General features: G+C 65.4%; 24 protein-coding genes and 1 pseudogene. 2 read left to right on the forward strand and 23 right to left on the reverse strand.

Annotated features, from left to right (window positions below):
• Positions 1-11: 11 nt before the first annotated feature.
• Together AB0959_RS42915 and AB0959_RS42920 are read right to left on the reverse strand one after the other, a co-directional pair.
• A pseudogene (locus AB0959_RS42915) lies at positions 12-161 on the reverse strand (IS630 family transposase); the annotation flags it as partial.
• Positions 162-240: 79 nt separating this feature from the next.
• Positions 241-966, reverse strand: coding sequence for a hypothetical protein (locus tag AB0959_RS42920; RefSeq protein WP_366832283.1), 726 nt, complete (start codon positions 964-966; stop codon positions 241-243).
• 430 nt (positions 967-1,396) lie between these two features.
• On the opposite strand from AB0959_RS42920, the gene AB0959_RS42925 reads away from it, so the two are divergent.
• Positions 1,397-1,750 carry a DUF4333 domain-containing protein gene (locus AB0959_RS42925; protein WP_366832284.1) on the forward strand — a complete coding sequence of 118 codons (354 nt, stop codon included), beginning with the start codon at positions 1,397-1,399 and terminating at the stop codon, positions 1,748-1,750.
• Positions 1,751-1,869: 119 nt separating this feature from the next.
• On the opposite strand, the gene AB0959_RS42930 is transcribed toward AB0959_RS42925, so the two are convergent.
• The 7 genes from AB0959_RS42930 to AB0959_RS42960 all read right to left on the reverse strand — a co-directional run bounded on the left by AB0959_RS42930 (position 1,870) and on the right by AB0959_RS42960 (position 8,310).
• The gene (locus tag AB0959_RS42930; RefSeq protein WP_366832285.1) at positions 1,870-3,120 is read right to left on the reverse strand and encodes a hypothetical protein; all 1,251 of its coding nucleotides are present in this window, start codon (positions 3,118-3,120) and stop codon (positions 1,870-1,872) included.
• Between the two features lie 230 nt (positions 3,121-3,350).
• A complete protein-coding gene (locus AB0959_RS42935) occupies positions 3,351-3,947 on the reverse strand; it encodes a hypothetical protein (RefSeq protein ID WP_366832286.1) in 597 nt (198 codons plus the stop codon).
• A gap of 32 nt (positions 3,948-3,979) precedes the next feature.
• The gene (locus AB0959_RS42940; RefSeq protein WP_366832287.1) at positions 3,980-6,217 is read right to left on the reverse strand and encodes a hypothetical protein; all 2,238 of its coding nucleotides are present in this window, start codon (positions 6,215-6,217) and stop codon (positions 3,980-3,982) included.
• A gap of 79 nt (positions 6,218-6,296) precedes the next feature.
• The gene (locus AB0959_RS42945; RefSeq protein ID WP_366832288.1) at positions 6,297-6,626 is read right to left on the reverse strand and encodes a hypothetical protein; all 330 of its coding nucleotides are present in this window, start codon (positions 6,624-6,626) and stop codon (positions 6,297-6,299) included.
• Between the two features lie 264 nt (positions 6,627-6,890).
• Positions 6,891-7,196 carry a hypothetical protein gene (locus AB0959_RS42950; RefSeq protein ID WP_366832289.1) on the reverse strand — a complete coding sequence of 102 codons (306 nt, stop codon included), beginning with the start codon at positions 7,194-7,196 and terminating at the stop codon, positions 6,891-6,893.
• A 41-nt stretch (positions 7,197-7,237) separates the two neighbouring features.
• Positions 7,238-7,441, reverse strand: coding sequence for a DUF397 domain-containing protein (locus AB0959_RS42955; protein WP_366832290.1), 204 nt, complete (start codon positions 7,439-7,441; stop codon positions 7,238-7,240).
• Positions 7,438-8,310 carry a helix-turn-helix transcriptional regulator gene (locus tag AB0959_RS42960; protein ID WP_366832291.1) on the reverse strand — a complete coding sequence of 291 codons (873 nt, stop codon included), beginning with the start codon at positions 8,308-8,310 and terminating at the stop codon, positions 7,438-7,440. Before AB0959_RS42960 ends, AB0959_RS42955 begins: the two co-directional genes overlap by 4 nt.
• Before the next feature lie 194 nt (positions 8,311-8,504).
• Here AB0959_RS42960 and AB0959_RS42965 point away from each other — a divergent pair, with 194 nt between their 5' ends.
• Positions 8,505-9,170, forward strand: a complete 666-nt coding sequence (locus AB0959_RS42965) for an ATP-binding protein (RefSeq protein WP_366832316.1) — start codon at positions 8,505-8,507, stop codon at positions 9,168-9,170.
• A 145-nt stretch (positions 9,171-9,315) separates the two neighbouring features.
• Here the strand turns inward: AB0959_RS42965 and AB0959_RS42970 are convergent, their stop codons facing one another.
• The 14 genes from AB0959_RS42970 to eccB all read right to left on the reverse strand — a co-directional run bounded on the left by AB0959_RS42970 (position 9,316) and on the right by eccB (position 24,369).
• Complete coding sequence (locus AB0959_RS42970) at positions 9,316-9,864, reverse strand: hypothetical protein (RefSeq protein WP_366832292.1); 549 nt, start codon at positions 9,862-9,864, stop codon at positions 9,316-9,318.
• Between the two features lie 57 nt (positions 9,865-9,921).
• Positions 9,922-10,578, reverse strand: coding sequence for a hypothetical protein (locus AB0959_RS42975; protein WP_366832293.1), 657 nt, complete (start codon positions 10,576-10,578; stop codon positions 9,922-9,924).
• Between the two features lie 36 nt (positions 10,579-10,614).
• On the reverse strand, positions 10,615-11,310 hold the full coding sequence (locus AB0959_RS42980; protein ID WP_366832294.1) for a hypothetical protein: 696 nt from the start codon (positions 11,308-11,310) through the stop codon (positions 10,615-10,617).
• A gap of 43 nt (positions 11,311-11,353) precedes the next feature.
• Positions 11,354-12,547: a putative T7SS-secreted protein gene (locus AB0959_RS42985; protein ID WP_366832295.1), complete on the reverse strand. Its 1,194-nt coding sequence runs from the start codon at positions 12,545-12,547 to the stop codon at positions 11,354-11,356.
• A 47-nt stretch (positions 12,548-12,594) separates the two neighbouring features.
• Complete coding sequence (locus tag AB0959_RS42990) at positions 12,595-12,924, reverse strand: hypothetical protein (RefSeq protein ID WP_366832296.1); 330 nt, start codon at positions 12,922-12,924, stop codon at positions 12,595-12,597.
• 192 nt (positions 12,925-13,116) lie between these two features.
• The gene (locus AB0959_RS42995) at positions 13,117-13,773 is read right to left on the reverse strand and encodes a hypothetical protein (protein ID WP_366832297.1); all 657 of its coding nucleotides are present in this window, start codon (positions 13,771-13,773) and stop codon (positions 13,117-13,119) included.
• A gap of 746 nt (positions 13,774-14,519) precedes the next feature.
• Positions 14,520-15,872 (reverse strand): hypothetical protein, encoded by a 1,353-nt coding sequence (locus AB0959_RS43000; protein ID WP_366832298.1) that lies wholly within the window; start codon positions 15,870-15,872, stop codon positions 14,520-14,522.
• Between the two features lie 769 nt (positions 15,873-16,641).
• Positions 16,642-17,886: a S8 family serine peptidase gene (locus AB0959_RS43005; RefSeq protein WP_366832299.1), complete on the reverse strand. Its 1,245-nt coding sequence runs from the start codon at positions 17,884-17,886 to the stop codon at positions 16,642-16,644.
• Between the two features lie 202 nt (positions 17,887-18,088).
• The gene (locus tag AB0959_RS43010; protein WP_366832300.1) at positions 18,089-19,621 is read right to left on the reverse strand and encodes a WXG100 family type VII secretion target; all 1,533 of its coding nucleotides are present in this window, start codon (positions 19,619-19,621) and stop codon (positions 18,089-18,091) included.
• Positions 19,622-19,662: 41 nt separating this feature from the next.
• Positions 19,663-19,998, reverse strand: a complete 336-nt coding sequence (locus AB0959_RS43015) for a hypothetical protein (protein WP_366832301.1) — start codon at positions 19,996-19,998, stop codon at positions 19,663-19,665.
• A gap of 98 nt (positions 19,999-20,096) precedes the next feature.
• Positions 20,097-21,371 (reverse strand): type VII secretion-associated serine protease mycosin, encoded by a 1,275-nt coding sequence (mycP, locus tag AB0959_RS43020; protein ID WP_366832302.1) that lies wholly within the window; start codon positions 21,369-21,371, stop codon positions 20,097-20,099.
• Positions 21,372-21,645: 274 nt separating this feature from the next.
• Positions 21,646-21,930: a WXG100 family type VII secretion target gene (locus AB0959_RS43025; protein WP_366832303.1), complete on the reverse strand. Its 285-nt coding sequence runs from the start codon at positions 21,928-21,930 to the stop codon at positions 21,646-21,648.
• A 190-nt stretch (positions 21,931-22,120) separates the two neighbouring features.
• Positions 22,121-22,432, reverse strand: a complete 312-nt coding sequence (locus AB0959_RS43030; RefSeq protein ID WP_366832304.1) for a WXG100 family type VII secretion target — start codon at positions 22,430-22,432, stop codon at positions 22,121-22,123.
• Between the two features lie 311 nt (positions 22,433-22,743).
• Positions 22,744-24,369: a type VII secretion protein EccB gene (eccB, locus tag AB0959_RS43035; RefSeq protein ID WP_366832305.1), complete on the reverse strand. Its 1,626-nt coding sequence runs from the start codon at positions 24,367-24,369 to the stop codon at positions 22,744-22,746.
• Positions 24,370-24,468 lie beyond the last annotated feature (99 nt).

Below are 24,468 nucleotides of genomic sequence, written 5' to 3' on the forward strand. Positions count from 1 at the left end.
CTGGTGGGCGGTCAGGCCACCGCTGACATCGCTCGACCGCCCCACCGGATGCCCTTCTCGCCGCGGACGCGGGCCCGTTCCCGGCGCTTGGCGGCGAGTACGTCGGGCTGGCGGGCGTTGGCGTTGCGCCAGCGCAGGTAGCGGTGCAGCCTCTGCCCCTCCGGGTCGGTCAGTCTGCGCGCACAAGAACGCCCCTTGCCCCGGGACCCGGTGGTCCGGAGCAAGGGGCGTTCTGGCTGCTCAGACCGCAGTCCAGGCCTGTGCGGGTATCCGGTCGAGCACATCACACAAGTAGTTCAACTTCTCGTCGACGGCCTGCGGAGACAGGGTGCCCGTGTACCACGTGATGAGTTCGTTGTCGCGGAACCGAAGTGGGGACTCCTTGGCACCGGGGTCTGCGAGCATGAAGGGCACGACGCCACCGCTCAAGACGTTCCGGAAGAATGCCTCATCCTTGACAAGAACCTTGAATTCCTTGTCGAACTCCGACTCCCCGACCCGCTTCCCGGGTCGCCCGTCCGCAACCGCGCCCAGCTTACTCCTGCGAAGGATCTCCATATACGCTCCGGAGCCGGGCGCCGTGACAGTGAAGACCGACTTGATGACGAGACGCCTGTGGTCCCCGAAGTCGTTGACGTCACCGTCCGCCGCGGATCGTTTGTAGCGGTACTCGAAGTACTTGAAGGAACGACCGCGGAGCTCTCCGGTGGTGTAGTGCCAGGCGGCCTGGTTCTCCCCCTTGTAGAGGATGGGCCCCATACCGCCGTACTGATCGATCTGCCCTCGCACGCACGGCTGGTACATCCAGCCACGTTCCGGAGCGATCTGGGCAATCTGCGCCCATTCATCCCTGATCCGCGCATCCTGCCTGCGTCCGCGTACGGACATGGCGATCACCAAGGTGAACATGCCGGCAATGAAAGCGAAGAGCAATACCTTGATCAGAATCCCTACCAGCATCTCCATGACCCAAGATTATCGCGGACACGCGACCGCAAATGGAGCGGGGCGAATACCGGCAAGGGAAGGCGTGTGGATACCTGAGGGGCCCTCAGTAACGGCAAGACGAGTGCCTGGCCGGCGCGGCGGTAACCATGGAAGGGCGCAGCTCGTTCGTGGATTCTCCTCACCGCAGCGGTTTTCTTCTATCAACTCTTCACAGATGGAGACCGACCGCAGGCAAAGTGAAGAGATCATGATGCGGCGCCGGGCGCCCGGAACGGGCTGATATTCAGTTACTCTGACGCGTGCCGTCTCCTGAGCGCGGCACGGTGGTGCGCCCGGAACTTTCCATCACGGCAGCGTTTTCCGCTCCGCTCCGGGTCATGTCTGAAGCAGTCCTGCCACGCACACTTCCGGCGCCTTGATTATCTTGATCACACGAAATGGAACTCTCATGCCCACAGCTCGCCTGTCCGCAGCAACTTGGAGCATCTCGGCCGCAGTCGTCGGCACGTTGCTCGTCGGCTGCTCGGCCTCGGTCAACGTGGAAAAGTCCGAGCCGAAACTGTCCGCGGACAAGCTGGCCACCACGGTCGCCGAAAAGCTCGCCGCCACGACGGGCCAGCCGAAGCCGGACATCAGCTGCCCCGAGGACCTCACCGGGAAGGTCGGCACCACCACCCGCTGCACTCTCACAGCTAGCGACGGCAGCACCTTGGGCGTGACGGTCACCGTTTCCTCTGTCGAGGGAGGCAAGATCAACTTCGACATCAAGGCCGACGATACAGCTTCTCCGGCTGCGAACTGAGGGGGCGGATCGGGTGAGGCCGGCTGCGGGGCTGCTCCTGCGCACCGGCCCCTCCAGGGAGGACGCCAGAGCAAACGGCACGGCAGGGTGACAGGGTCGAGCACTCCCCTAACAGAGCCCTACTGGTCGGCATGGAAGGTCGAGGAGGCGGGGAACTTGGTGTCCTTGCAGCCGCGGCGGGCGACGACATCGGTGACGTATGCGCGGAACACCTTCTCGAGTGCGGGGATCGTCAGCTGGTTGTAGCCGTAGGAGACGGTCATCGTATGAATCTGGGGCTTCCCGTCACATTGGGAGGAGGCCCACCAGGCCGAACGATCGCTGCGGCCCGCCTCGCCCGGTTCCGCGGCAACCGGGAGGTCGTCGTTATTGGACTTGAGATAGACGTTCTTCGCCGCATCTCCGGCGTAGGTGTGGAGGGAGACGTACCAGTCGGCCGGGTCTGACGGGCGCGCAAGCCCCTCCGTCTTGGCCGCGTTGGACTCCCAGAGGTCGTTCGCACGGGTGTCGCTGAGGGTGAGGCCGCACTGCTCGTCCCAGAGAGTGCCGTGCGTGCGGCTTTCGAGCGCCTGGTCCGGAAGCTGCCTCTGCCGTGCAAAGCCGGCCTTGCCGTACCAGGCGCAGGTACCATCCGCGCGAGCGGCCGGAATGGGGCCTTCCGTGAGGGCGGGAATGTCCTCCGGCGGATCAGGCAACCGATCGGCGCAGCCCAGATATTCGGCGAAGTTATTGGCCGTGCCTACGGTAATCTCGGCGAGCGTGTTCCGGTCCTGCGAAGTGAGCTGCCCCTCCTCCAGGAACGCCGGGCCGGGATCCATGAGCGAGGCCCGTGCCCAGACCCCTTTGGTCGACTTGTCGCTCGACGTTCCCTCAGGGCAGAGAAGACTGACGATCACACTCGACGCCGTGACCTTGCCGGCGATACCGCCGCCCAGCGGTTCCGCGGGGTAGGTGGGATCGTCGCTGAAAGGGGAGACAAGGTGGTCCAGCGGATCCTCGGGACTCCAGGTTTCGCCCGAGGGCTGGACTCCCACCGTGGCGGTGAAGAACCACCGCTCGCCGCTGGATGTGCCGTGCTTCTCCCCTGCCTCGGTGCTGAAGATCTCGCAGTCCTGCGGCAGACCGCCGTCGAGCTGAATGGTGCCCTCGTCGGCCACCCGGTGCGAGATGGTGCCGCCCGCCGGAGAGAGCGCGAGCACCCGTCCGGCCGGGACGAGCCCCGCGCAAGCCTGGTTGATCTGGTGTCGGCCGTTCAAGTTCTGCCACAGCACCGTGCTGCTCAGTCCGATGCCCGCTACGGCGACCACGCACAGCAGTACGTTGACGGACTTGCGTACGCCGTCCCGCCGATGGTCGGAGATGATCAGCATCCGTCCACCTTCGCGGCTGCGGGAAGAAGTTCCTGCTCAGAGGCCACTTTGAGGTTGCTGAGGTTGAGGTGGTGGAGCTGCTCGTACGTAGGCATGAGCTCGGCGAGTCCCCCGTGGAGTTCGTGAGTCCTGTCAGGCTGGCGCGGTGGCGGTGGGCGGAAGGCCTGTTGCACCGCGTCTCGTCGAGTCCGCAGCTGCGCCGAGTTCAGTGGAGCGACAGCTTGCCCAAGTCAATCCAGTGCTGGCAGCGCGCGTTCGGGCAGTGGATCGCCGGACTGACACTGCGTCGGCAAAGCAGCCACCCGGGCTTCCTGCACAGCGATTTCGGCCAGATCCTGACGATGAGCGCCCGTTTCGGAGACTGCCGAGCCCTGAGCCGAGACCTCGATGCTCAATGCCATGTCCCGACCTTCGCTGTCCTTGCGTGTGCAGCGGAGATAAATGGCTGCCGCATTGGATGACGAGAGTGCCCGGGTCCCGGCCTTGAACGTCTTGAGTCCATCCTTGCTGACGACCTTGTCCAGCAGCAGACCCTTCTCCCATGTAACGGCAGACATATTAACGGTCTGAGTCTCGAGGTAGAAGGCATTCTTGCCGTCAACTGTAATACGGCAGCTTGCGTTCAGTTTGTCAGCGATTTCACTACTCCGCGACTTGGCAGAGGAGGCAAAGTTCTTTCCGTCCGGAAGGATACGCTCGAACGCGGTTACCTGTTCCTGAAAGTCGTCTCCGTCGCAGATTTCCCAGCTGTCGAGGTGAGATTTCTCGGCTTCGGGAAACGCTCTTCCGACGAAGAAACCTCCGACGAGGCAACCAGCCAGGGCCACGGCACCGGTTCCCGCTATTACCAAAGTTCTCATCAGTCTCTGCTTTCCGCGCTCAAGTCCCGCCCGTATCCACGCAGGTTGGTCTGCGCTTCGACGATTCCCGCGGTCGTCTCGCTGGCGATGATGCTGTTGAAGTTCTCGGTGCGTGAGATTCCGTGGGCTTCAGCTGCCGCACGCGCAGCGTCCTGGTTCACCTGCGAGGTGGAGTCCTTGACGTGCTGCCAGTCCTGGCCAGTGCTGTAGACGACCTTGCCAGTGCTGTCCTGCTCCTTGCCATCGACAATTTGGTTGACGATGTCTCCGCTGATGGTGGTGGCAATGCCGCTCACAGCGGCTCCTGTAGCAGGCGTCGCGATGAAGGCTGTACCAACTCCGATGCCGGTGCCTACGATGCCGGACGCCCAAGCCCCCTTGCGCTCCAGGGCGTCGTTGTACTTCTTGTCGGCCTCCACGGCATCCCCGATCTCCGACTCCTGGCGGCCCACGGCGATGGCTCCCTGGATCTCGCCGGAAGAGTGGGCGATGTTCTTGAGGGCCTCGTCCGTGTCCGGGGCATAGGCGTCCGGGTGCTTGAGGTGGTAGTCGTACAGGTTGGCGGCGTAGGCGGTCTGTCCGAGGTTGACCGCGGCGTACCCGTCCGGGTCCTTGCCGACGGTCATGAGGAACCTCGTCGCGTCCTGTTCGCCGAAGTTCGCCTGTGCCCCCTCCAGGGGGAAGAGGGCCAGGCCATCGGCGGACTTGTCGCTGGCCATGGCCCTGCTGAAGTCCGGCATGTACTCGGCGCTCATCCGGCCGAGACTGTCGTTCATGCCGTCCCGGGCCATGTCCGGGTCCTCGGAAACCCCCGTGACGATCTTCTGCATGATCTCGGCCTGATCATCGCTGTGCGCGGGAAGGCCCTTCGGCGGCGCCTCGTCGTAGGCATGGCCCGTCGTCGCCGCCTCCAGGGCGTGGCCCAGTTGGTTGTATCCGGTGATGGGATCCGCGTATCGTTCGCCGGTCTCCGGGTCGAAGAACGGCACCTCCTGATCCGGGAACCACTCCCGCTTGTCGGTGAGGTACTCGAAGTACTCGTCATTGGCGAAGATGTTCGTCGCCGCCTCGGGGCAGCGGCCGAGCCCTTCCATGTACCCGATCATGGGGTCGGTGCTGCCCTCGTTCTTACCGGCGAAGTTCAGGGTGCCGGAGGTGTGATCGCCGTTCCAGCCCTCTTCGACGTCCTTGCCGAACGACTTGTCGGTGGCGATGAGGGACTTGCCGTAGTCCTCCATGAACTCGGGTTCGTACTTCCCGTAGCGCATCAGGCTGCTCATCACCTGGAACCCGGCCGGATTCTTCGCGTCCTCGATGCCGAGCGGCTGCGGACCGAGTGCGATGACCTCCTCCTTCCAGTCCTGCATAGCCTTGCTGTCGGACTGGGTGGCGGTGCCCAACGTCTCGCCGAGGTCCTTCTGAAGCTCCTTCAGCAGCTCCTTGCGCTCTGGCCGCGTGGTGTCCGCACTGCCGGCCGGGTCCGCCATGTCTGCCCAGAACTCCAGCGTCCCCCGGCCGCCCATGCCGGTGGCGAACTTCTCGGCGAACTCCTTGTCGTTCTTGTTGGCCCGCAACAGCTCGTTGAACTTCCGGAGTTCGCTGTCCGACATGTCCGAGCCTTTTTTCGCCAGCGCCAGAGCGCGGGTGGCGTCGGCGCCGTCGAGGGAAGTGACGACCTTGGAGTTGAAGTCGGTCTTGTTTCCACCGAGGTCGCGGCGCAGGGCCCAGCAGGCGGTCTCGTCGGCGTCGGCGGCGCGCTGGAGGACGCGTTCGATACGGCGGGCGAAGGCGTCGCAAGCCTCCTGCTGTTCGCGGATGGGGGCCTGGCCGTCGGGATCGTGGCGAGCGCCGGCGTCCTGGGAGAGGTCGTTACGCGGCGTGACGACGCCTGCGGCGCTGACGACGAGGTCCTGCTCCTTGGCCTCGACATTGGCGAGGTGGTGGAGGTCGCCCTTCGCCTTCTTCAGCTCGGCGTGCAGTGTCGTGAGGACACCGGCGATGCCCTGCGCCTCCTTGTGCGCATCCGCGAACTCCTGCTGGGCAGCACGCACGTCGCTGTCGGCTTTGGCCGCCGTCAGAACCGGTTGGGTCCAGCCGGCCTGCCGGAAGGGGCGAGCGACCTGATCTCCGTACGCGGTGTGCAGCCCCTTGAACTTGGTGACGGTCTCCTCCCAGCGGCCAGCGGCCGCTTTGAGGTTGCTGAGGTTGAGGTGGTACAGCTGCTCGTACGTCGGCATGAGCTCGGCGATTCCCCCGTGGAGTCGTGAGTCTTGTCAGGTTGGCGCGGTGGCGGTGGCGACAGGTGGAGGGCTTGGCTCAGCCGAAGTCACTCGCCAGAGAGTTCATGGTTTGCGTGTTCGCGGCTTCGGTACGCTGATACAGCACTCCCGAAGCGCCGCACTGGCCGGCGAGGCTGTCGCACTTGCCCGCGAGCGAGGAGACCTGCGCCGACCAGGTCTCCGCCAAGTTGGTGAGCGCCCCGCCCAGCCCGCCGTCCCAGTTACCGGTGCCGAAGTCCCGGGACGCCGTACGCGTCTCGTCCACCGGATGAGCGCCGGCGGTTCGCGTCTGCCCCGCGATCTCGCGCGCGCCGGAGCCCGCGCGATTGAGCGCTGCGGGATCTTCGATTTCCGTCCCCGTTGACATGCCGATCCCCCGTGTTGTTTTGCGTTCGTGTGGAGCGAAGGGCGCCGATTTTTGACGCGCACACGTCCGCGCGGTGCGTGAGTATAGCCGTGTCCGGTCGCGGAGTTGTGTGAGCACTCTGGGGAAGGTGTGTGCTACTGGCATTGGCCTGCGCGGGTATGAGGGCTCCACCCACGGAGGCACGCGACCGCGGCAGAGTAACGAGCCCATGGGCAGAACCTGGTTACGTCTCGATCAGTCTGCCTCGGGATGCCGTCCGGCCAGCTACACCTCCATGCGCTCGACCGCGTCCTTGGCCTCGGACAAATTGGCCCCGGTGATGATCCGGTAGCGCTTGATCGCCTGGATCTTCTTCCCTTCCCTGACGAGAGTGTCGACCTCATCCAGCGCCGGGTCGACGTACTCGACGCCCAACGACTCAAGGACGAGATCAACTTTCCGCTCCAGCCGGGCAGTTCTCCGGTCGACGGAACGGACTTTGTACTCGATGGTGCCCCACAGCCCGATGGTCGTAAGGAAGATGATCAGGTACGCGGTTCGGTCCGTGGGCCGCAACCCTAGCCTTGCCATCGCTAGACCTCCTGGCCCGGTGGGCGGCGGCGTACGGTCGGTCACCGCAAGTGGTCGAGGAAGGCGCTCCAAGCGTGATGACTGAACGCGAGTACGAGGCCGGTCGGGCGTGTGCTGTCGCGCACGGGGAGTACGCCAGGGAGACCATCGACAACCTCAAGGCAGTTACCCTGCCCACCGCTGTAGCTGCTCGCACGCCATGCCGCTTCCGCAAGAGCGGTCGATATGTGGTCTTCATGGCTCATGGTCGGAACTCCTTCGCGATGCGATGGACCAGCGCGAGTGATTCTGTCGGTGGCAGCGCAGCGGTGCGTGCGTCGTCGAAGAGAGCGCGGTAGTACGCGACATCCGGTTCCCGCTCCATCCAGACATTGCCCGTCGGAGTCTCCGTCAGTACGAGATCAAGCGATGTCATCTGCGGGAAGCTCAGCACCAAGTACGGACCGAACATACCCGAGTGCGCACCGCGCGAGAACGGCATGACCTGCACGGTGATGTTGGGCAGCTCCGCCATCGTGAGCAAGTGCTCCAGTTGCGTACGCATCACCGCCGAACCTCCCACGTGTTGGTGTAGGACTCCTTCCGCCACCACCGCCCAGAGTTCGAGAGGCGACTCGTCCGTGAGCCGTCGCTGTCGGGTCAGCCGCACCTTGACAAACTGCTCAATCTCCTCGGCTGTCTGCCAAGCGCGCGACGCCACCGTGATCGCGCGTGCGTACTCAGCCGTCTGCAAGAGCCCTGGAACCAGCTGGACTTCGTACGTCCGAACGCGGTCGCAGATGGCCTCCAACTCGATCTGGTCCCGGTAGGCGTCACCGAGAACGGAACGGTACTGGTGCCACCAACCGTCCCGGCGGCGCCGGTTGGCCTTCCGAGCCAGAACACTGAGCCGCTCGCGCGTCTCCTGGCCTTCGATCTTGTAGGCGCGCATGAGGGCATCCAGATCTGGTGCACGGACCGGCACGTGCCCGTTCTCCAGACGACTGATCTTCCCTCTCGTGCAGTCGAGCACTTCGGCGGCCTCCGCCATGGACACGCCTGCGGCTTCACGGAGTCGCTTGAGTTCATCACCGAGCTGCCTGCCCAGGACGGTGGACGGTTTCACAGAAGGCATGCGCAACTCCCTATCAGGAGCACGGGTGGAGGGACGCAGGCATTACTCGAAGGAGTGAAGAGAGCCTCTGAGGCTCCGTGCAATTTTGCATGGAGCCTATGCTGCGTGAGCCGGATGCGGTGAGCAAGAGATCGCCTCCTCACCGCACCGAGGGCACTCCGACTCAGCCACGAACTCCAGGAGTCGCTTTGGCTATGCAGCCCGAGCCGTCAGACGCTCACGAGATCGCTTGCCGCCTCCCCCGCCGCGACAGCACCGTTCCCAGAGCGCGGGCCCTGCTCAGCGCCGTGCTCGGCAGTTGGAGCATCGATCAAGAAGTGCTCGACACAGCGGAGTTGGTCCTGTCGGAGCTGGTGACCAATGCACTGCGGGCGCGGGCGCCACGTGACCGCCAGGTCGGCGTACGCATCGCGTACACGGCGGAGGACGGGCTGCTGCGGCTGGAGGTGAGCGACGCCGGGGAAGGCCGGCCCGAAGTGCGGAACCCCGGTGACGACGAGGCCGGCGGACGCGGGCTGCTGCTCGTGGATGCGCTGGTCCACCAATGGGGCGTACAGGAACGCGTGGGCGCCATCGGGAAGACGGTGTGGGCAGAGTTGAAGGCCTCGGGCATCACGGCTGTCCCGGTCGAGAGGGATGTCGCGGCGGTAACACTCCAGCCCGGGAATCTGGTCAAGCTGCGTGGGGTATGGCGGACGGTGCGGAGTGCCCGGGGTGAGCGTTCTCCGTCAGGCGGATTCGTCATGGTGCTGGGACTGGACGACGGTTCCGTGTTGCGTGTGGACGCCGCCGAGCCGCTGACCGTACGGGGTTCAGGGCAACCTCGTCAGTGCGACGCTGCCGGAGGCGGTGAAAGGTGACGTGACCGAGCCACTCCGTTGCTCGGCCTGGACGACGCTGCGGCACAGGTCAGCAGGCGGGCCGCCATGCAGTCGATGACGGCCGCGACGGCCGACGTCTACGTGAAAGTCGCGCCTCAGGCAGGGCTTCTGCCCACAGGACCTTTTAAGAAGTGATCGAGTCCACGAAGTTGGCGATCCAGCCCAGGACGCCCACAAGGACGCAGATCACGAGACCGATACCCACCCGCTCGGCCACCTTCTCGCGCCGCGACGGTTCCCGGCTCCGGTTCGGCTTGTCCGACTTGGGCGGCCGGACCACCAAATACAAGAGCCAGCAGAGGGCGGCCACGGCAAATCCGACCTGCCACAGCTCGCCCACGACGCCCCGGATCCCGGCCCGCTGAATCGTGTCCGGCTCAAGCCCCTGCCGTGCGTCGAACTCGGTGCCGTCCGGGTAGTCGTGCCCTGTGTCCTTGAGGTGCACATAGACGGCGTCGTCGGCGCTGCCGCCATCCGGCGTGAAGTCCCCGTAGCAGGAGATGTCGGAGCGCTTCCGGCCGGGTTTGGTGTCGTAGCAGCTCTCCACCTTGTACGTGCCGGTGGTGCCGTAGACGCCTGCGGAAAGAGCGAGATCGGCGGTCGCATTAACCGCCCAGAAACCGGCGACGAAGGCAGCGATGCCGCCACAGATCCAGAGGATCACCCGGGTCACGGGGCCTCGGGGACGCGAATCGGTGCGGGAGTCTGTGCGGGAGCTGGCCATGCGAAGCTAGATGATCCTTCGTGCGAGGTCGGCGGCCTGGGCTCGGGTGACGCGGTCGGGGTCTGCCTGCTTGCGGTCGTGGGCGGTGGCGTCCCAGTCCTCGGGCTGCATGAGGAAGAACGTCCCGCTGCTCGGCACGTAACCGACCGCGCCGAAGGGCAAGTCACCCGCGACGTACACACCTTTCTCAATGCCTTCGGGCCAGGGATTGCGCCACGCGCCGCGCCGCGGGACCGGATTCATCCGCATCAACGGCGACTCGTGGCCCTCGGCGGTGTACAGCGTCAGCGTCATGCTCTTCGGGCGGCCCTTGGTCGCCTCAGCGCCGTCCACCTTGGTGATCTGCGGGCAGAACGTGTCGAAGGAGTACTGCGCGAGTGTCCTGCGGCAGCTGCGCGTGAGGAGAACCGCTACCGGGATACTGGGGAGCGTGGCGAAGAAGCCAATGATGCCGACAAGGGTGATTGGTCCCATGATGATGAACACCCAGGACAGGCCGGCGCGAGTCAGATCCGCACCCAGTGACGGCCCCCCGAACGCCATGATGGCGTAGACCCCGCAATTGCGGATACCGGTCCACCACACCCGGCCGGTCAGCTTCCTTCGCAGCGCGGTGGTGTCCAATGTTCCCGGCGCGTAGGCATTTTGAGTGTTGTCCGGCACTAGTTCTCCTGAAGTCCTGCCCCAGCCCGGCTGGCGCTATCCGAAGTCGTTCCGCATGGCAGCGGCGGCGCCAGTGGGCGCCTCCGGTTCCCCGTCCTCGTCGTTGGCAGCTGCTCGCGCGGGATCAGTGAATGTCAGAGTGCGGGCGATCCCGAGCAGTATGTCCCGGTAGGCGTCGGCGGAGTCGAGGTCCGGTGTCACCATCTGGAGCACGATGAGCTCCGGGGCGCTTGGTGCCGCTACCGCGATGGTGCCCTGCCAGATGTGACTCGGGGCCGCGTCGCTCGCTTCCGGCCGTCGGGACGACCGAGGGGCGGGCGACCGCTTCTCGGCGAGGAAACCGACGCCGCACGGCAGCTCCAGAGGGCACATGCCCTCGTCCCGGCCATCCGCTGCGCTGCCCGCGAGGCCGGCCACCACAAGCTTCGAGCTGTTGCCCGCCGTCAACATCGTCGACACGGTGAACACCGATGTCGTGAAACCGCCGGAGTCGTTGGGATGGACCCCGAGCGCGCACTCCTGCACCCGGTTGGCGTTCAGCAGGTTGACAATGCCCGCGTACAGGCGCAAAGCCCGATCGGCCTCGTCTCGTTCCTGTTCAGGCAGCCCACGGAGCTGGTTGACGACTTCCATCAGCCGTTCGGCCGGCGGGTGGAGGTCCAGAGACAGATACCCGACCGGCAACCCATACCAGAAGGACGGCTTGCGGGTGCCATGGGATGGGGTGGTCACTTCACTCACGGTCATGCGTTGCCTTCACTCTCGCCTTGGCCGGTCACAGGAGACCAAGCAATCCGGCGAGTCCGTGCGCCGTCGCGGCTGCCTTCGTGCTCTCGGCGACGTTGTGCTCGGTACCGTCCTCGTCCACGGCACCGAAGCTCTCCGCAGAAGAGACGGCGTTCGCGGCTACGTTGAGGCCGTTGACACTGATTTCCGCCATCAGAAGCCCTGAACCCTTGGCAGATTCACCCGCGACCCGCCATGCATCGTTTGCCTCGTCCAACGCCGAGCGGCCGATGCCGGAGACTCCGCCCTTCATGCCAGCCCAGGTCTTCGAAGCGATGTTGGCTCCGTCAGCCGCGCTTTCGAAGCCCTCCTTGGCCGCGAGTCCCAACGCCTTCCCACCCGGAATCATGCCGACCGCGTCACCGGCGAAGGACGCATAGGCGGAGAAGATCTCCATCTTGCTGCCTTGGAACATCAAGTTCTTGCGGAACTCGTCGTCGGAGAGGTTCTTGCCCATGGATACGGCACTCGCCACGAGCGCGATGGGCGCCATGATCGGGGTCAGCACGGGAAAGAGGGCGAGCAGACCGGCAATAGCGCCGATGGTGCCTGCGTGCTCCGCAAGGAACTTGCCGACCGACCCGAGGATGTCGCCGACGCTCTCCCAGAAGCCCTTGTCTGGAGCCTTCTCGGCCGTGCTTTCCAACGCCTTGGCGATGATCTCGGCATCGCGGGAGTGCTCGGACTCCAGCTCCTTGATCTTGCGGTTGAGTGACTCGTATTCGTTGTTGGCCTTGGTGAGAGCTGTGCTTGCCTCGTTCAGCCCTCGCTCGGCGGAGCGCAGCCGCGCGGTCGCGTCGTCGGCCTCCTCCTGCGAAGGGAAGGTCTGGTTGGCGAGCTTGAGGTCCGGGTGCTGGGCAGCCTGGTCGTACGTGTTCTTGGCCTTGTCAGCCGCGGCCTTCTTCTCGGCCGCATCGTCGTCGTACTTCTTCGCCAGCCCTCGGTTGGAGGTCAACTGAGCGTCCCACTTGTGCAGTTGACCTGCAGCGGAACGCAGCGCCGAGGCGGCCTTCTTGATGTACTTCGATAGGTCGCCCTCGAGGTTCTTACGGAACTCCTCCGCCGCGTCGCCCTCCCAGTAGCTGCTCTCTGCTGTGAGCTTGGTCAGCTGCCGGTGCGTGTTCTCGAGCGCCGTCGCGGCCGCGGCCGCCTTCTGCTGCAGCTTCGAGACTTCGGCGGGCATGCCCGGTACGGGGTTGAAGCCGATGTGGGGGTACGGGTTCGTAGCCATTACTTACCGCCCCCGTTACCGCCAGAAGTGCTCTTGTCCGCGATCTGCTTGAGGGCCTTCTCCAGGGCGTCCTCGACCTCTTCGTAGCCCTTCTTGTTGGACTTCACGCCCTCTTTGATGTCGTCGATCAGTTCCTTGGTCTTGTCGGACCCGTACTTCCACTCGTCCTGGAACTTGTCACAGGCCTCGTCGAGCCGGGGGGTGCCGATCTGGTCGGCACGCACATGATCGAGGGCGGTCCGAGCTTCGTTCAATTCATCGACGCATCTCTCCAGACTTGTCAGGAACTGTTCGAGTTGCCCGATGTCCGTCTTGAAGTGGTCCCCCATGGGCCAGTTTCTCCCCGTTCAGCTCTGGATGCGTCGGGCCCAGGCGACTCAACTGATCACCCGGGCCTTCTTGGCACCTTACATGCGCTGACTGGCCGTCAGTACCGGACCTCATCGACCCCACGGCTCTGCAGAAAATCCCTACAGAAGGGCCACGAGATCGTCGCCTCAGCGTGAATCGGCCTTGCGGGGCTAGATGATCCTTCTCGCGAGGTCGGCGGCCTGGGCTCGGGTGACGCGGTCGGGGTCTGCCTGCTTGCGGTCGTGGGCGGTGGCGTCCCAGTCCTCGGGCTGCATGAGGAAGAACGTCCCGCTGCTCGGCACGTAACCGACCGCGCCGAAGGGCAAGTCACCCGCGACGTACACACCTTTCTCAATGCCTTCGGGCCAGGGATTGCGCCACGCGCCGCGCCGCGGGATCGGGTTCATCCGCATCAACGGCGACTCGTGGCCCTCGGCGGTGTACAGCGCCAGGGTCATGCTCTTCGGGCGGCCCTTGGTCGCCTCGGCGCCGTCCACCTTGGTGATCTGCGGGCAGAACGTGTCGAAGGAGTACTGCGCGAGTGTCTTGCGGCAGCTGCGCGTGACGACGACCGCTACCGGGATGCTGCGGAGCGTTGCAAGCAGGCCAACAATACCGACACCGGTGAACGGGGCAACGATGTAGACGAGCCAGGGCAGGCTGCTGTCCTGGACGACGCCGGTCAGGGCCGGTGCGCCGAAGGCCATGAGCCCGTAGATCACGGTGTTGCGAATACCGGTCCACCACATCCGGGTGGTCAGCTTTCCGCGCAGCGAGGCGGTGTCCAGCGTTCCCGATGTGTGGGTACCTTGCATGATGTCCGGCACTAGTTCTCCTGTCAGTCCGTCCCGGCACGGCTGGTGCTATCCGACGTCGTTCCGCATAGCGGGGGCGCCGGTCACTCCTCTGGTTCTTGGGTGGCCCTGTCGTCCGCCGTGGCTCGCTCGAGGTCAGTGAAAGTGAGCGTGCGGGCGATCCCGAGCAATATGTCCCGGTAGGCGTGGCGGAGTCGAGATCAGGGGTCACCATGTAGAGCACGAGGATGACAAGCGACTCCGACCCCTACTGTCCCTGATACGGCGGTTGTTGGGTGTAGGGATTGGGGTTCCGCTGGGGCTGACCTGGAGGAGTGGGGAACCCCTGATTGGGTGCTGCGGTGGGGTACGGCTGTTGGGCGGTTGGGTACATCGGTTGGTGGGGTGGATAACCCATGTTCTGCGGGTTGATGCCGTTGATGGGGCCGCCGTTATCGGAGTTGCGGCGGCTGCGGACTACCGCGAAGACGGTTACGGCGGCGACTACGGCTCCGAGGCCGATGACGCCAATAGCAAGAGCGATGAAGCCCATGTAAGAGGTTTTCCCTTCTCGTTCTCAGGTTTTCACTGCAGTGCCGTTCTCCCCGGATTACCGCCGGATGGCTGTGAGCAGATCCCGTGGTGAGGGAAGCTTGGTGCACGATGGAGAGCCGGTTCCTGCACGGACACCACACGCGCGTGGGCGGTACTACCGCATCCCGGGCCCGCCGGCTCGGCCTAAGCGGAGCAACCTCTCAAGCCGGGGGTGCTGAGCGACGTTACCGAGCAGATCCCGCGGCACCCTGCCTGCTGATCGACTGCTTCCGCACTGCCGTGTCCTGGCTCCCGAGTGCGAACAGACCATACGCCAGAAGACCGACTGTGCCGGCGATTCCGACGACCAGGCGCCAAGCCGCCGAGGGAACGGGAAGCGCGAGCAGCACGACGCTGAGCGTCCAGAGCAGGAGGACGTTCATCAGCCGGTTCGAGATGCTGAGGACCCAGCCGCCGTCGAGGTCGAGCAGTCGGCTCTCGCCTGCTGAGTCGACGGAAGTCTGCTGATCAGCCCTCGCACGCGCAGATTCCTCATACTCCGGGGCGAGCCCGCCCGGGATGTACCAGCCGGCATCGCTGATGAACACAGCGCCCGTACGATGCGGCCCCTTCCGGCCTCCGTGCCGGTTGCTGCCTGGCACCCAGACCAGATGGCCTTCCACTTGCCCCACCGTGTCCACGTACTTGGCGTTGTTCCCATGGACATGCAGTTGCACGGGCCCCCTGGAGGTCCCCAGGCAGATGCGTGCCTTCCCTGCTCCATGACCGTCGTACCCGGAAATGCTCGCCCGCAGCACATGCTCGTCACCGCGCAGTCGTCGCGGAAATCGCTGGTCCCTACGGCTCGTGAGGTAGCCGATGGAGAATGCCCCCATGAGGAACAGCCATCCCGAACCCAGAATCCAGGTCCACCAGTTACTCATGGCGCGACCGGAGAGTTGACGGTCGACATCAGCCTTGTCGTTGTCGCCCACGGCTCCCAGTTCGGGTCGGTCGGGGGCGTAGGCGACGTACGCCTTCCCACCGACCACCGCGGGGTCCGGCCATTCCGATCGGAACTCGACACGCCTTCCGCTCCCGGCCCTGTCGGCCGCAGGCAGCGTCACCGTCACCGTGCAGAAGTACGAGCTGCCGTTCTTGTGCTCGTCCTCGACGACATCCCGCACCGACTCGATCGGCAACGCCCGCACAACGGCACCCGAAGAGGCAATCTCTGCTGCCTTGCCCGTGGGCGTGGGAGCACCAGCCCCAAGGGCGAGTGGGAGGATCAGCGCGATGACTCCGCCGTACACCGGCAGAACCTCTCCCTTCAGCAGAGCGGAGGCGCCTCGCAACCTCGCGGGGAGTGCTCTGGGTCCGCTCTCTCCCTCAGTTGATACGCGGTCGGCCAGGGCGCGATAGACCGACGCCCGGTCCGGGTTGCCCGATGAGCGTCGCATCGCCCACGCTGCCAGGGCAAGGACGGCGAGTACGACCGCGCAGCCCAGTACCAGTGCGTCACGCAGTGTCGACTTCACCATGAAGAGCCAGCACCCGAGGAGCACTGTCACCAGGAGGCATGCCGCCCAGGCCGCCACCTTGCCCAGGAGGATGGCCGGGCCGAGCGTGCGAAGCCCGCCCTTCTTCATGGCATCTGCCATCGTTCCGTCCGCACCGTGCATCCGAAGTCATCCACCAGACTTGTGTTCTTTGCGTGCTCGCGGAGCCGCTCGGCCGTCTTCTGGGGCGCTGGGGCCACGTCGTCCGATGCTGTCCGCCTTTTTGAGCCGGTTTCGACCGCGCCTATCTCCGTGCCCACCGGCTGTTCATGGCCTCGCCGCGAAGCGCGTTCCGCTGCTCCTGTGTCAGCCCTTCGGCATCGGTTCCGGTGCCGTGCGTCGCCTGGACGCCGCTACCCTGGTTTGCCCCTGCAGTTCCGCCCGCATCGGAGACTCCACCGGAAGGACCGGCCACTGCGCCGCTTGCCTTCGCTGCCCCACGCTCTCTCAGGGCGTTGACGCGTAGCCAGGCCCAGCAACCCTGGGGCTCCACGCCTTACGCCGCGCGAACGCTAAGCGGAACTGTCGATTTTTCCAGGCGTGCTACGGCTCTGCACTTTGGAGGTGCCCGGTGCACATACTCACAAAGGTTTACATCCTCCCCGGGGAGGTCGGATGAACCTCGCCCAGACCAGGATCCGGATAGGACCGCTGATGCCCCGTATACAGGGGCATCAGCAACTGGGCGACATCCCGCCTCTTGCTGTGCCGGCTGTGGTGCATCCCGATGACATTGTCGAGCGCCACCAGGATTACCAAGGTCGTGATGACCAGATGCTTCCACGGCCGCCAAATAGGCGAGCTACCTCTACTGCCCTTGATGCGGGGGCTGTTGGGCGTAAGGGTTGGGCTGCTGGGGGGACTGCCCCGGAGGAGCGGGGTACCCCTGGTTAGGAGCCGAGTTGGGGTACGGCTGATGGCCCGTCGGGGGGTGGGGCGGGTAGCCGGTGCCCTGAGGCGGGACTCCGCCGCCGGGGCCGGATCCACCGTTACGGCCGTTGCGGCGGCTGCGGATTACCGCGAAGAGGATGGCGATGACGACCACGACGGCTGCGATGCCGACGATGAGGAGAATGCTGCCGGAGGAGGACTTCTTTTTCTTGGCCTGGCTTGTGCTGTCGTTGTCCTCGGAGCTGGTGCCGGAATTCGTAGACGTGGATGAAGAGGACTTGGCCAGGGGGCCCTCCTTGGGGCCCTTGGGGATGTCCATCGTCAGGGCCGTGCCCGGGCGGGCGATCCCGTAACCCAATTCCTTGTCCGGGGCCGTCTTGCCCTTGTTGTTCACAAAGGATGCCGACTTGACCAGGCGGTTGATGATCTGACCTGCGGTTAGGTCGGGATACTTGGAGCGAAGTAGCGCGACGATGGCTGATACATAGGCGGTGGAGCCAGAAGTCCCATCTGCCACCGCGTAACCGCTACTGGTGGTCGGATCGGCCTGGACGACTTCCACTCCGGGCGCTGCGACGGTGACGTTTCCTGTGTTTGACTTAGACCAGAAGTTGAGGTCCTTGTCCACAGCCGAGACAGCCACCACACCTGGGAGAGCGGCCGGATAATTGACCGTCCCTGCGTCGTTGCCCGCACTCGCTACAACCACGACATCGTGCGCCTGCGCATATTCGATTGCCTTGGCTGCTTTCGAGCCAGGGTAGGCAGAAGAATCGTCGAGCGAAAGGTTGATCACTGACGCACCTTGCTCCACCGCATAGCGGACTCCAGCGACCCAACCCGCCGTATCAATCCTGCCCTCACCACCCCCGCCCGTCGTCACCTTCACCCGTAGCGGAAGAATCTTCGCTTTGGGTGCAAGGCCCATCACGCCCGCCGAACCATTGACCCCATGCCCGTGTCCAGCGATGAGGCTGGCCATCGCAGTGCCATGCCCGACATCATCTTTGTGAGGATCTCCGGTGCCGGTGAAGTCCTTACCTGACAGCACTTGTCCAGTGAGATCCGGCTGACTGGAATCTACACCTGTGTCGACTACAGCAACTGTTACGCCCGCCCCCTGTGAGGTCTTCCAAACCTTCGCGGCGTCGTACGCGGTCAAGGGCCATTGCGCATCCCGGACAGCGTCTGCCGTAGCAACGGGGGCTGAAGTGAGGAGCAAGGCTCCCGTCAACGCCACGACTCCTGTCGTGGACCCGACTCGCTTGAAACCCAATTCCTTGCTCCTCACTCAGCTATGACTAGTGCCGCAGCCTTTTACGCATGAGTAGACCGCGACTTTCCGTCCGGTCCCGCTTATGTTCTTACTCGATGGTCCGCGGTACGTTCCGGTTGCGGTCCTCTTCCGAGATCCAAGTCTCTTCATCCTCGACCAGGTAGTCGGGACGGTCGCCCTGGCTGTTCTCTTCCTCGGACCGTCGGCCCTTGCGGCCGCCCATACCACCGGCTCCGCCCGCCATGCCGCCGCGCTGGCTTCCACCACGGCTGCCATGGAGGCCCGCTCCGCCACCGGCGCCCTTGCCGGTGACGCCCTTGGCCGCGCCGACCACGCCGCCACGAGACCTTGCGAGGGCGCCACGGCCGCCGGCACCAGCACCGCCTCGGCCAGCTGCGCCCGCTCCGGCGCCGCCCATGCCGCCCATGCCGGTTCGACCTCCGGCCCCGCGACCTGCTGCCGCGCCGCCACCGGCCAGACCACCGCGCCCGCCTGCGGCTCCGATGCCGCCGCGTGCGGCAGCAGCACCGCCCGCGAGACCCGACGTTCCACCAGGAATCCCAATGCCCGGGCTCTGAGCTCCGCCGGTATTGAGGCCCCCACCACCGACACTGGGTCCGCCAACGCCCGTGCTGGGGCCCGTCCCAGTCAGGCCGGGAGAGATGCTGTCCACGTTCGTCTTGGCCGTCGGAAGTTGCGAACCTCCCGTGATGCCTGGGTCACGGGGCACCGTAGGCGCCGGCTTAACACTCGTCGTCGGCCCGGCGCTCCACGGCTTGGCGGTGCTGCTTCCGCTGCCTGGACTCGAGCTGCCAGCAGATGGCATGGAGATAGGAGTAGGCATCGGCGTTTGAGGGTTCGGCGGCTGGAAGGGATCCGTTCCGTCGTCCCGGACTGTCCCCTTCGAGTAAGCCTTGTAATTGACCCCCAACTGCTCCATGATCGCCACCCCCTTGAGCTGCTCTTCCTTGCCCTTCGACAAGGAGTCGGCGTTCGCTTGGCGGGCGGCGTCCGTACTTACGCCCTTGTTGATGTCTTCCAGCAGTTGCTTATCACTGCGATCGTCGTCCGTAAGCTTGTCCCAGGCCCTGTCCCAGCCGGAAGGCTCTTCGACCTCCCGCATCTTGGACATGGAGTTCCGCAGGTCGTTCTGAACGGCGTGCATGGTTTCCGCGTAGTGATTGGCCCATGCAGCTCCGTTCCGGACGTTCTGCATGATCTCGTTGGCCTTCTTGCGGAACGCCTCGGATGCGTCGCCCTCCCAGTGCTCAAGGACGTTTTCCACGGCGCTCTGCATCATGCCCGCGACGCTGTCCTTCGCGGATACAGAGTCCACCCCGCCGCTCTTGCCGTCGCCATCACCGCCGGAGAGGATGTTGTGGACGGCTTTCCAGTGCTGACTGACCTCGTAGATGCGGCCAGGATCCGCGTCCAGGATCATGGAGCGCAGCTCAGGGATGCCCATCTTCATGAAGGGCGTGTCGAGCTGGCTGCGGTCCGGGCCCCCCATACCTCCGTTGGTCTGCGACTCGAGCTTCTCGTCGTGCTTGTCCTTGATCCGCTGCTCTCGCGCCTCTTGCTGAGCCTTGATCTGCTCAGGAGTTGGCTGGTAGCCGTACATTTTTGAACATCCCCTCTGTCAGTGACCGGTCGCTGAACCGATTAGTTGATCGCACCCTTGGAAGTCCCGCTCACGCCCTGCGCGTTCGCCTGCTCCTGGTTGCTGTACTTGTCCCTGACCTTCGAGGTGCTCGTGCCGAAGTCGTCGATCAGCCCGTGCAGACCCTTGATGATGTTCTCGATCCTGGTCTTCTGCTTCTGGTGAGCATCGTGAAGCTCATTGGACTCCATGAACTTCGCACTGCCGAACGCCGTACTCGGGATGTCCGTCTCGTACTTGGCCTTCGTGTTGGCCTTGTCCATGTCCGACAGAAGGCCGTTGAGCTTCCGGATGACCTCATCCAGCGCGCTCAGATCAACCCGCATTCCGTTACTCATACCCCGTTGTCCTCTCCCCTGTTTCTCAAGTTGTCGGCACCAGCTCGGTGCCAAGTCATCGCCCGGCCCTCCGAGCCCGACCGTCCAGTCCTCATCGCCTAGCCCGACCGTCCAGCCCGCCGGGCTCCGCCAACCCGCCTACTACGCCAGTCCCGCACAGCCACCCCGCTCCCCGCAACCACGAGGACCATCACAAGTCCCGTGCCGAGTGCGTAGATCGCGATCCTGCGGTCCTTCTCGGCCTCGCTCTCGCCCATCGTCACTGCCATGGGCACCACGCCACCGGACCGGGCCGCGGCCGGCGGGTCCGGTTGGGGGGAGCTGGCCGGGTCGGTGTCGTCCGACAGGGCGGCGACCGGGTCGACGACGCCCCAGCCGATGAACGGGTCCGGGCCGCGGCCCGGGCGCTGGGCCGTTTCCTCGATGCGGGTGGCGATCTGGTCTGCCGTCCAGGACTTGTGCTTCTGCTTCAGCAGCGCCGCCACACCCGCGACGTACGGCGCCGCGAAGCTCGTTCCGTCGGCCGTGCACTGGCCGCTCTTGGGGACGGTGGAGACCATGCCGACGCCCGGGGCCGCGACGTCCACGAAGTCGCCGGACTGTGAGAAGAAGGCTCGCTCGTCGTTGCGGTCGGAGGCCGCCACCGCCAGGACGCCCGGGTACGAGGCGGGGTACGTGTCCGCCTGGTTGCCGTCGGCTCCGTCGTTGCCCGCGGCCGCCACGATCAGGGCGCCCGAGTTCACGGCGTCCGTCACGGCGCTGTTCAGTCCCGCGTTGTCCTGCTTGTTCGCGGTGTCCGAGGAGATGTTGATGATCTTCGCGCCCTTGGCGACCGCCGCGCGGATCGCCTCCGACATGGTGCCCGAGTTGCCCTGTTTCTCCCCTCCGCCACCCGTGTAGCGGAAGGAGAGGATCTTGGCTTTCGGTGCGATGCCCTCGAAGCCCGTGCCCTTCATCGGGCGGGCGGCGATGATGCCCGCGACCCGGGTGCCGTGGCCTTCGAGGTCCTGGGTGCCGTCCGTGGAGCCGACGTAGTCCTTGCCGCCGGACGCCATCGCGTCGCGGAGTTGGGGATTGGAGTCGTCGACACCGGTGTCGATCACCGCGACCGTGACGCCCTCGCCCGTCGCCTGCGCGTGCAGCTGATCCAGGAGGATCCGCTGGAGCGACCAGGGCGTGGACTTGATGACGTCGCCGCCGAACTCGCACTCCGAGCTGGCCGCCAGGCCGAAGTCGACCTCGCCCGGACCGGCGGAACCACCGGAACGGGCGGAACCGCCGGAGTCGGCAAGTGCCGGCGGGGCCGACGCGAGGCAGATACCGGTGGCCGCGAGCACGCCAAAAGCCCGCTGCAGTGCGCGGGTTCCACTCACGTGCCGACGCGAACGGGCTGTCAGGCCCCCCATGTTCAGGCCCCCAGGGCTTTCTTGCTTCGTTCGAAGCTGGGTGATGGTGTCTTTGGAAAAGCGTCTTTGAAAATGCGCCGTGAAGATTCGGCGGAGGATGCGGACATCCCCGGCCTTGTCGTACGCGACCCCCGACACGGGGGCGGCCCAGCGGACGCCGTGGCGTTCGCTGGGCCGATCCTCTTCATGCCATGTCCCTCGGACTCGGGTTCACGTCATGCGCCTCGGGTCGCCGACGGGCTCAGCCCCAGGTGGAGGCGTTGCTCTTCTCAGTGGACTGGTAGTTCTCGGCGGCGCTCTGCAGCGCCGTCGAGATCTTCAGCAGGGTCGAGTGCAGGTCCTGCGCGGTGCGGTCCCATTCGGCCTGCTTGCGCTGGTAGCCCTCCTGCGCCTCACCTTCCCAGGTGTTGGCGACGCGCTTGACCGCGGCCTCGAGGTCGTCGAGCTGCTGCTTGATCCGCCCGGCGGTCGTCTTCACGTCCGTCGAGGCGTTGGTGATGGTGGCGTAATTGACGAGGATCGACATCGTCGTTCCCTTTCAGGAAGAGTCAAGGAAGTCGGTGGACACCGATGGAAGTCGGTCGACACCGATGAAAACCGGTGGGTACCGAGGGAAGTCGGTGGTGGCCGATGGAAACCGATAGAACTCGGTGCGCATCGGCCGGAGTCAGTGGACTCGGAGAAGGGCTGACGCAACGTCAGCCTCTGCCTCTCGATCAGCCGAAGTCCGACATGATCTTGCTGATCTCACTGTTCTGCTGCTCTTCCGACGCGGAGTAGTTGCTCCGCGTGGAGTCCACGGCTTCCTTGATGTCGTTGAGGATGTCGCTCATCTTCTTCGCGTCCGCGTTCCAGCGCTCCTGCAGCTGGTGGTAGGACGTTGCCGCCTGGCCCTTCCAACCGCCCGCGATCTGGTCGATCACTCCGTTGAGGCGGCGGATCTCACCTTGCAGCTGACCATTCGCGGTGCTGATGTCACCGGAGAGCTTGGCGAGTTCGTCCTCTGTTACCCGGAATTGGCCGGCCATGTGACCTTCCCCCATGTCGTTGTTGATCCCGGAAACCGCACTGGCGTCCGGAGGAGCTTCGCACCCTAGAGTGCTGCAAACACTCTATCGTCCGCCTGTCTCACATCCACAGGCAAGAGCAATCAGTTACACGGCTCACACACTTGAGCGATCATCCTGTGACCCAGCAGCCGTCTTACAGTCAAGTGCCCGAGCCGCCAAGCCCGTTGGCCGGTCTCCCATGAGGCCGGGAACCGGTCGCTCACCAGCTCCTGACCGGCCGACAGCTCCACTGCGGCGCCTCATTCGCCCACCGGCCCCGCGGCCGCGCCTCACTGGCTCTGCGGCTGCGAAGCGCTTCCCGTGTCCAGCGTCGGGCCCTTCGGGATGAACGTCGCCCACGTCTGCGGTACGAACGCCGGGTTCGAGACCTTCTCGTACCCGAGCCGCGTACGCGCCTTGTCCGTCTCGCTCGCGTCGGCGCTCGACGAGGGGTCGTCCCCCGACGAGGACGACGAGGACGAACCGCTGCCCTTCCCCGCCGACTCCGCCTCGCTGTCGTTGTTCGACGGCAGCGAGTACCGCAGGCCCGTGTCGGTCAGCAGGTACTGCCTGCCGCCGCCCCCCGCTTCGCCCGTGATCTCCTGGAACAACAGGCCCGAGCCCGACGAGACGTACGCGCTCAGCGAGTCGGCGATGACCTTCTTGGGGTACGTCGCGCCGGCCCAGGCGGCGAGCTGCGGCTTCTTGTCGGCGCCGAACTTGCCGTCGTACACGCTGCACGAGGTGGTACGGGCCTCATCGGTCCCCGTCGCCGCGGGGTTGGCCTGCCGCGGGATCACCGTGGGCCAGCCCTTGTCCCCGTAGAAGTTGTCCGGCTGGCCGCCGTTGGCAGCGATGATGGCCGGGGTCTGGGCCTCGATGGCCTCGATCTTGTCGGAGCCGTAGGCATCGGCGGCCGAGGGCGAGTTGGTGAGCAGGTTGGCCACGAAGGGCGTGATGCGGGCGACCTTGTCCTTGAGGACGACATAGAACTGCTCGCCCTGCGCGTCGTTCGCCTTGAGGACCCGGCCCACCGTCCGCGCGTTCTCGGGGAGTCCCTCGACCGAGGTCTCCTCCCCGATCGACGGAACCGTCGGGAAGGTGATCACGCCGCCCGGGTTGAGCGTGCCCAGCCACTCCTGGCTCACCGGCTGCGGCCTGGCCGAGCCGCCGATGACGGCGGCACGCAGGGTCGCCATGGTGGTGTCGCCGAGGCCCGACTCACCGCCCAGCAGGAACTTGTTGCCCTTGGCGTCGACCAGGTACTCCTGCTTGGTCTTGGAGTCGGCGACGTACAGGGCCTCGCGGGCGTCGACCTTCCTGTCGTCGTTCAGCACCTTGGCGTCGTCGGAGTCCAGGACGAAGACGGCTCGGTCGATGGCGTTTTCCGATCCGTCGGATCCGGAGGACCCGGGAGCCGGACGCTCGCACACCGCCCAGGTCTTCGCCTTCTCCGCGTCGTCCTTGGACGGCAGGCGGTCCGGGGCGTACGGGATGCCGAGCGTCGCGCCGTGCGGGATGCCGCTCTTGTCGATCTCCTTGCCCGGAACCTCGATGACGCTCCCCTTGCCCTTGTCGAGAAGGAGCTTGGCGGAGGCGTAGTTGAGGACGGGGTGCAGCGTCTTGGTCTTCGTCCCCGGGTCGGGGAGGACGACGTAGCGCGTCGTGGAGTCGCTGTCCACGATGATGTACTCGCCCGGGGTGTCCCAGCCCTTGGGCGCCGTGGGTTTGATCACGCCCCAGGCGATGAAGCCGATCACCAGCACCACACCCACCGCGAGGCTCGGCATCACCGTGCGGACAGGGCGCGGCGCGCCCTCCTCGGAGCCTCCCGGCGACGGCGCGAGGAACGCCGCGACGGTGCGCTTGCGAGCGAACGTGTAGGCGGCGAGCTCGTCCCGACGCTGCTGTGCCATGGTCCCCGTGTCTCCCGTTGTGTGGTGCTCGATCGTGTGTGTGGTGCTCGATCGTCGGCGGCGCCCGACCGATGCCGGTGCTCGATGTCGCTCGCGGTA

Source organism: Streptomyces sp. NPDC046862 (genome assembly GCF_040704615.1).
In the GTDB taxonomy this organism is placed as follows: Bacteria; Actinomycetota; Actinomycetes; order Streptomycetales; family Streptomycetaceae; genus Streptomyces.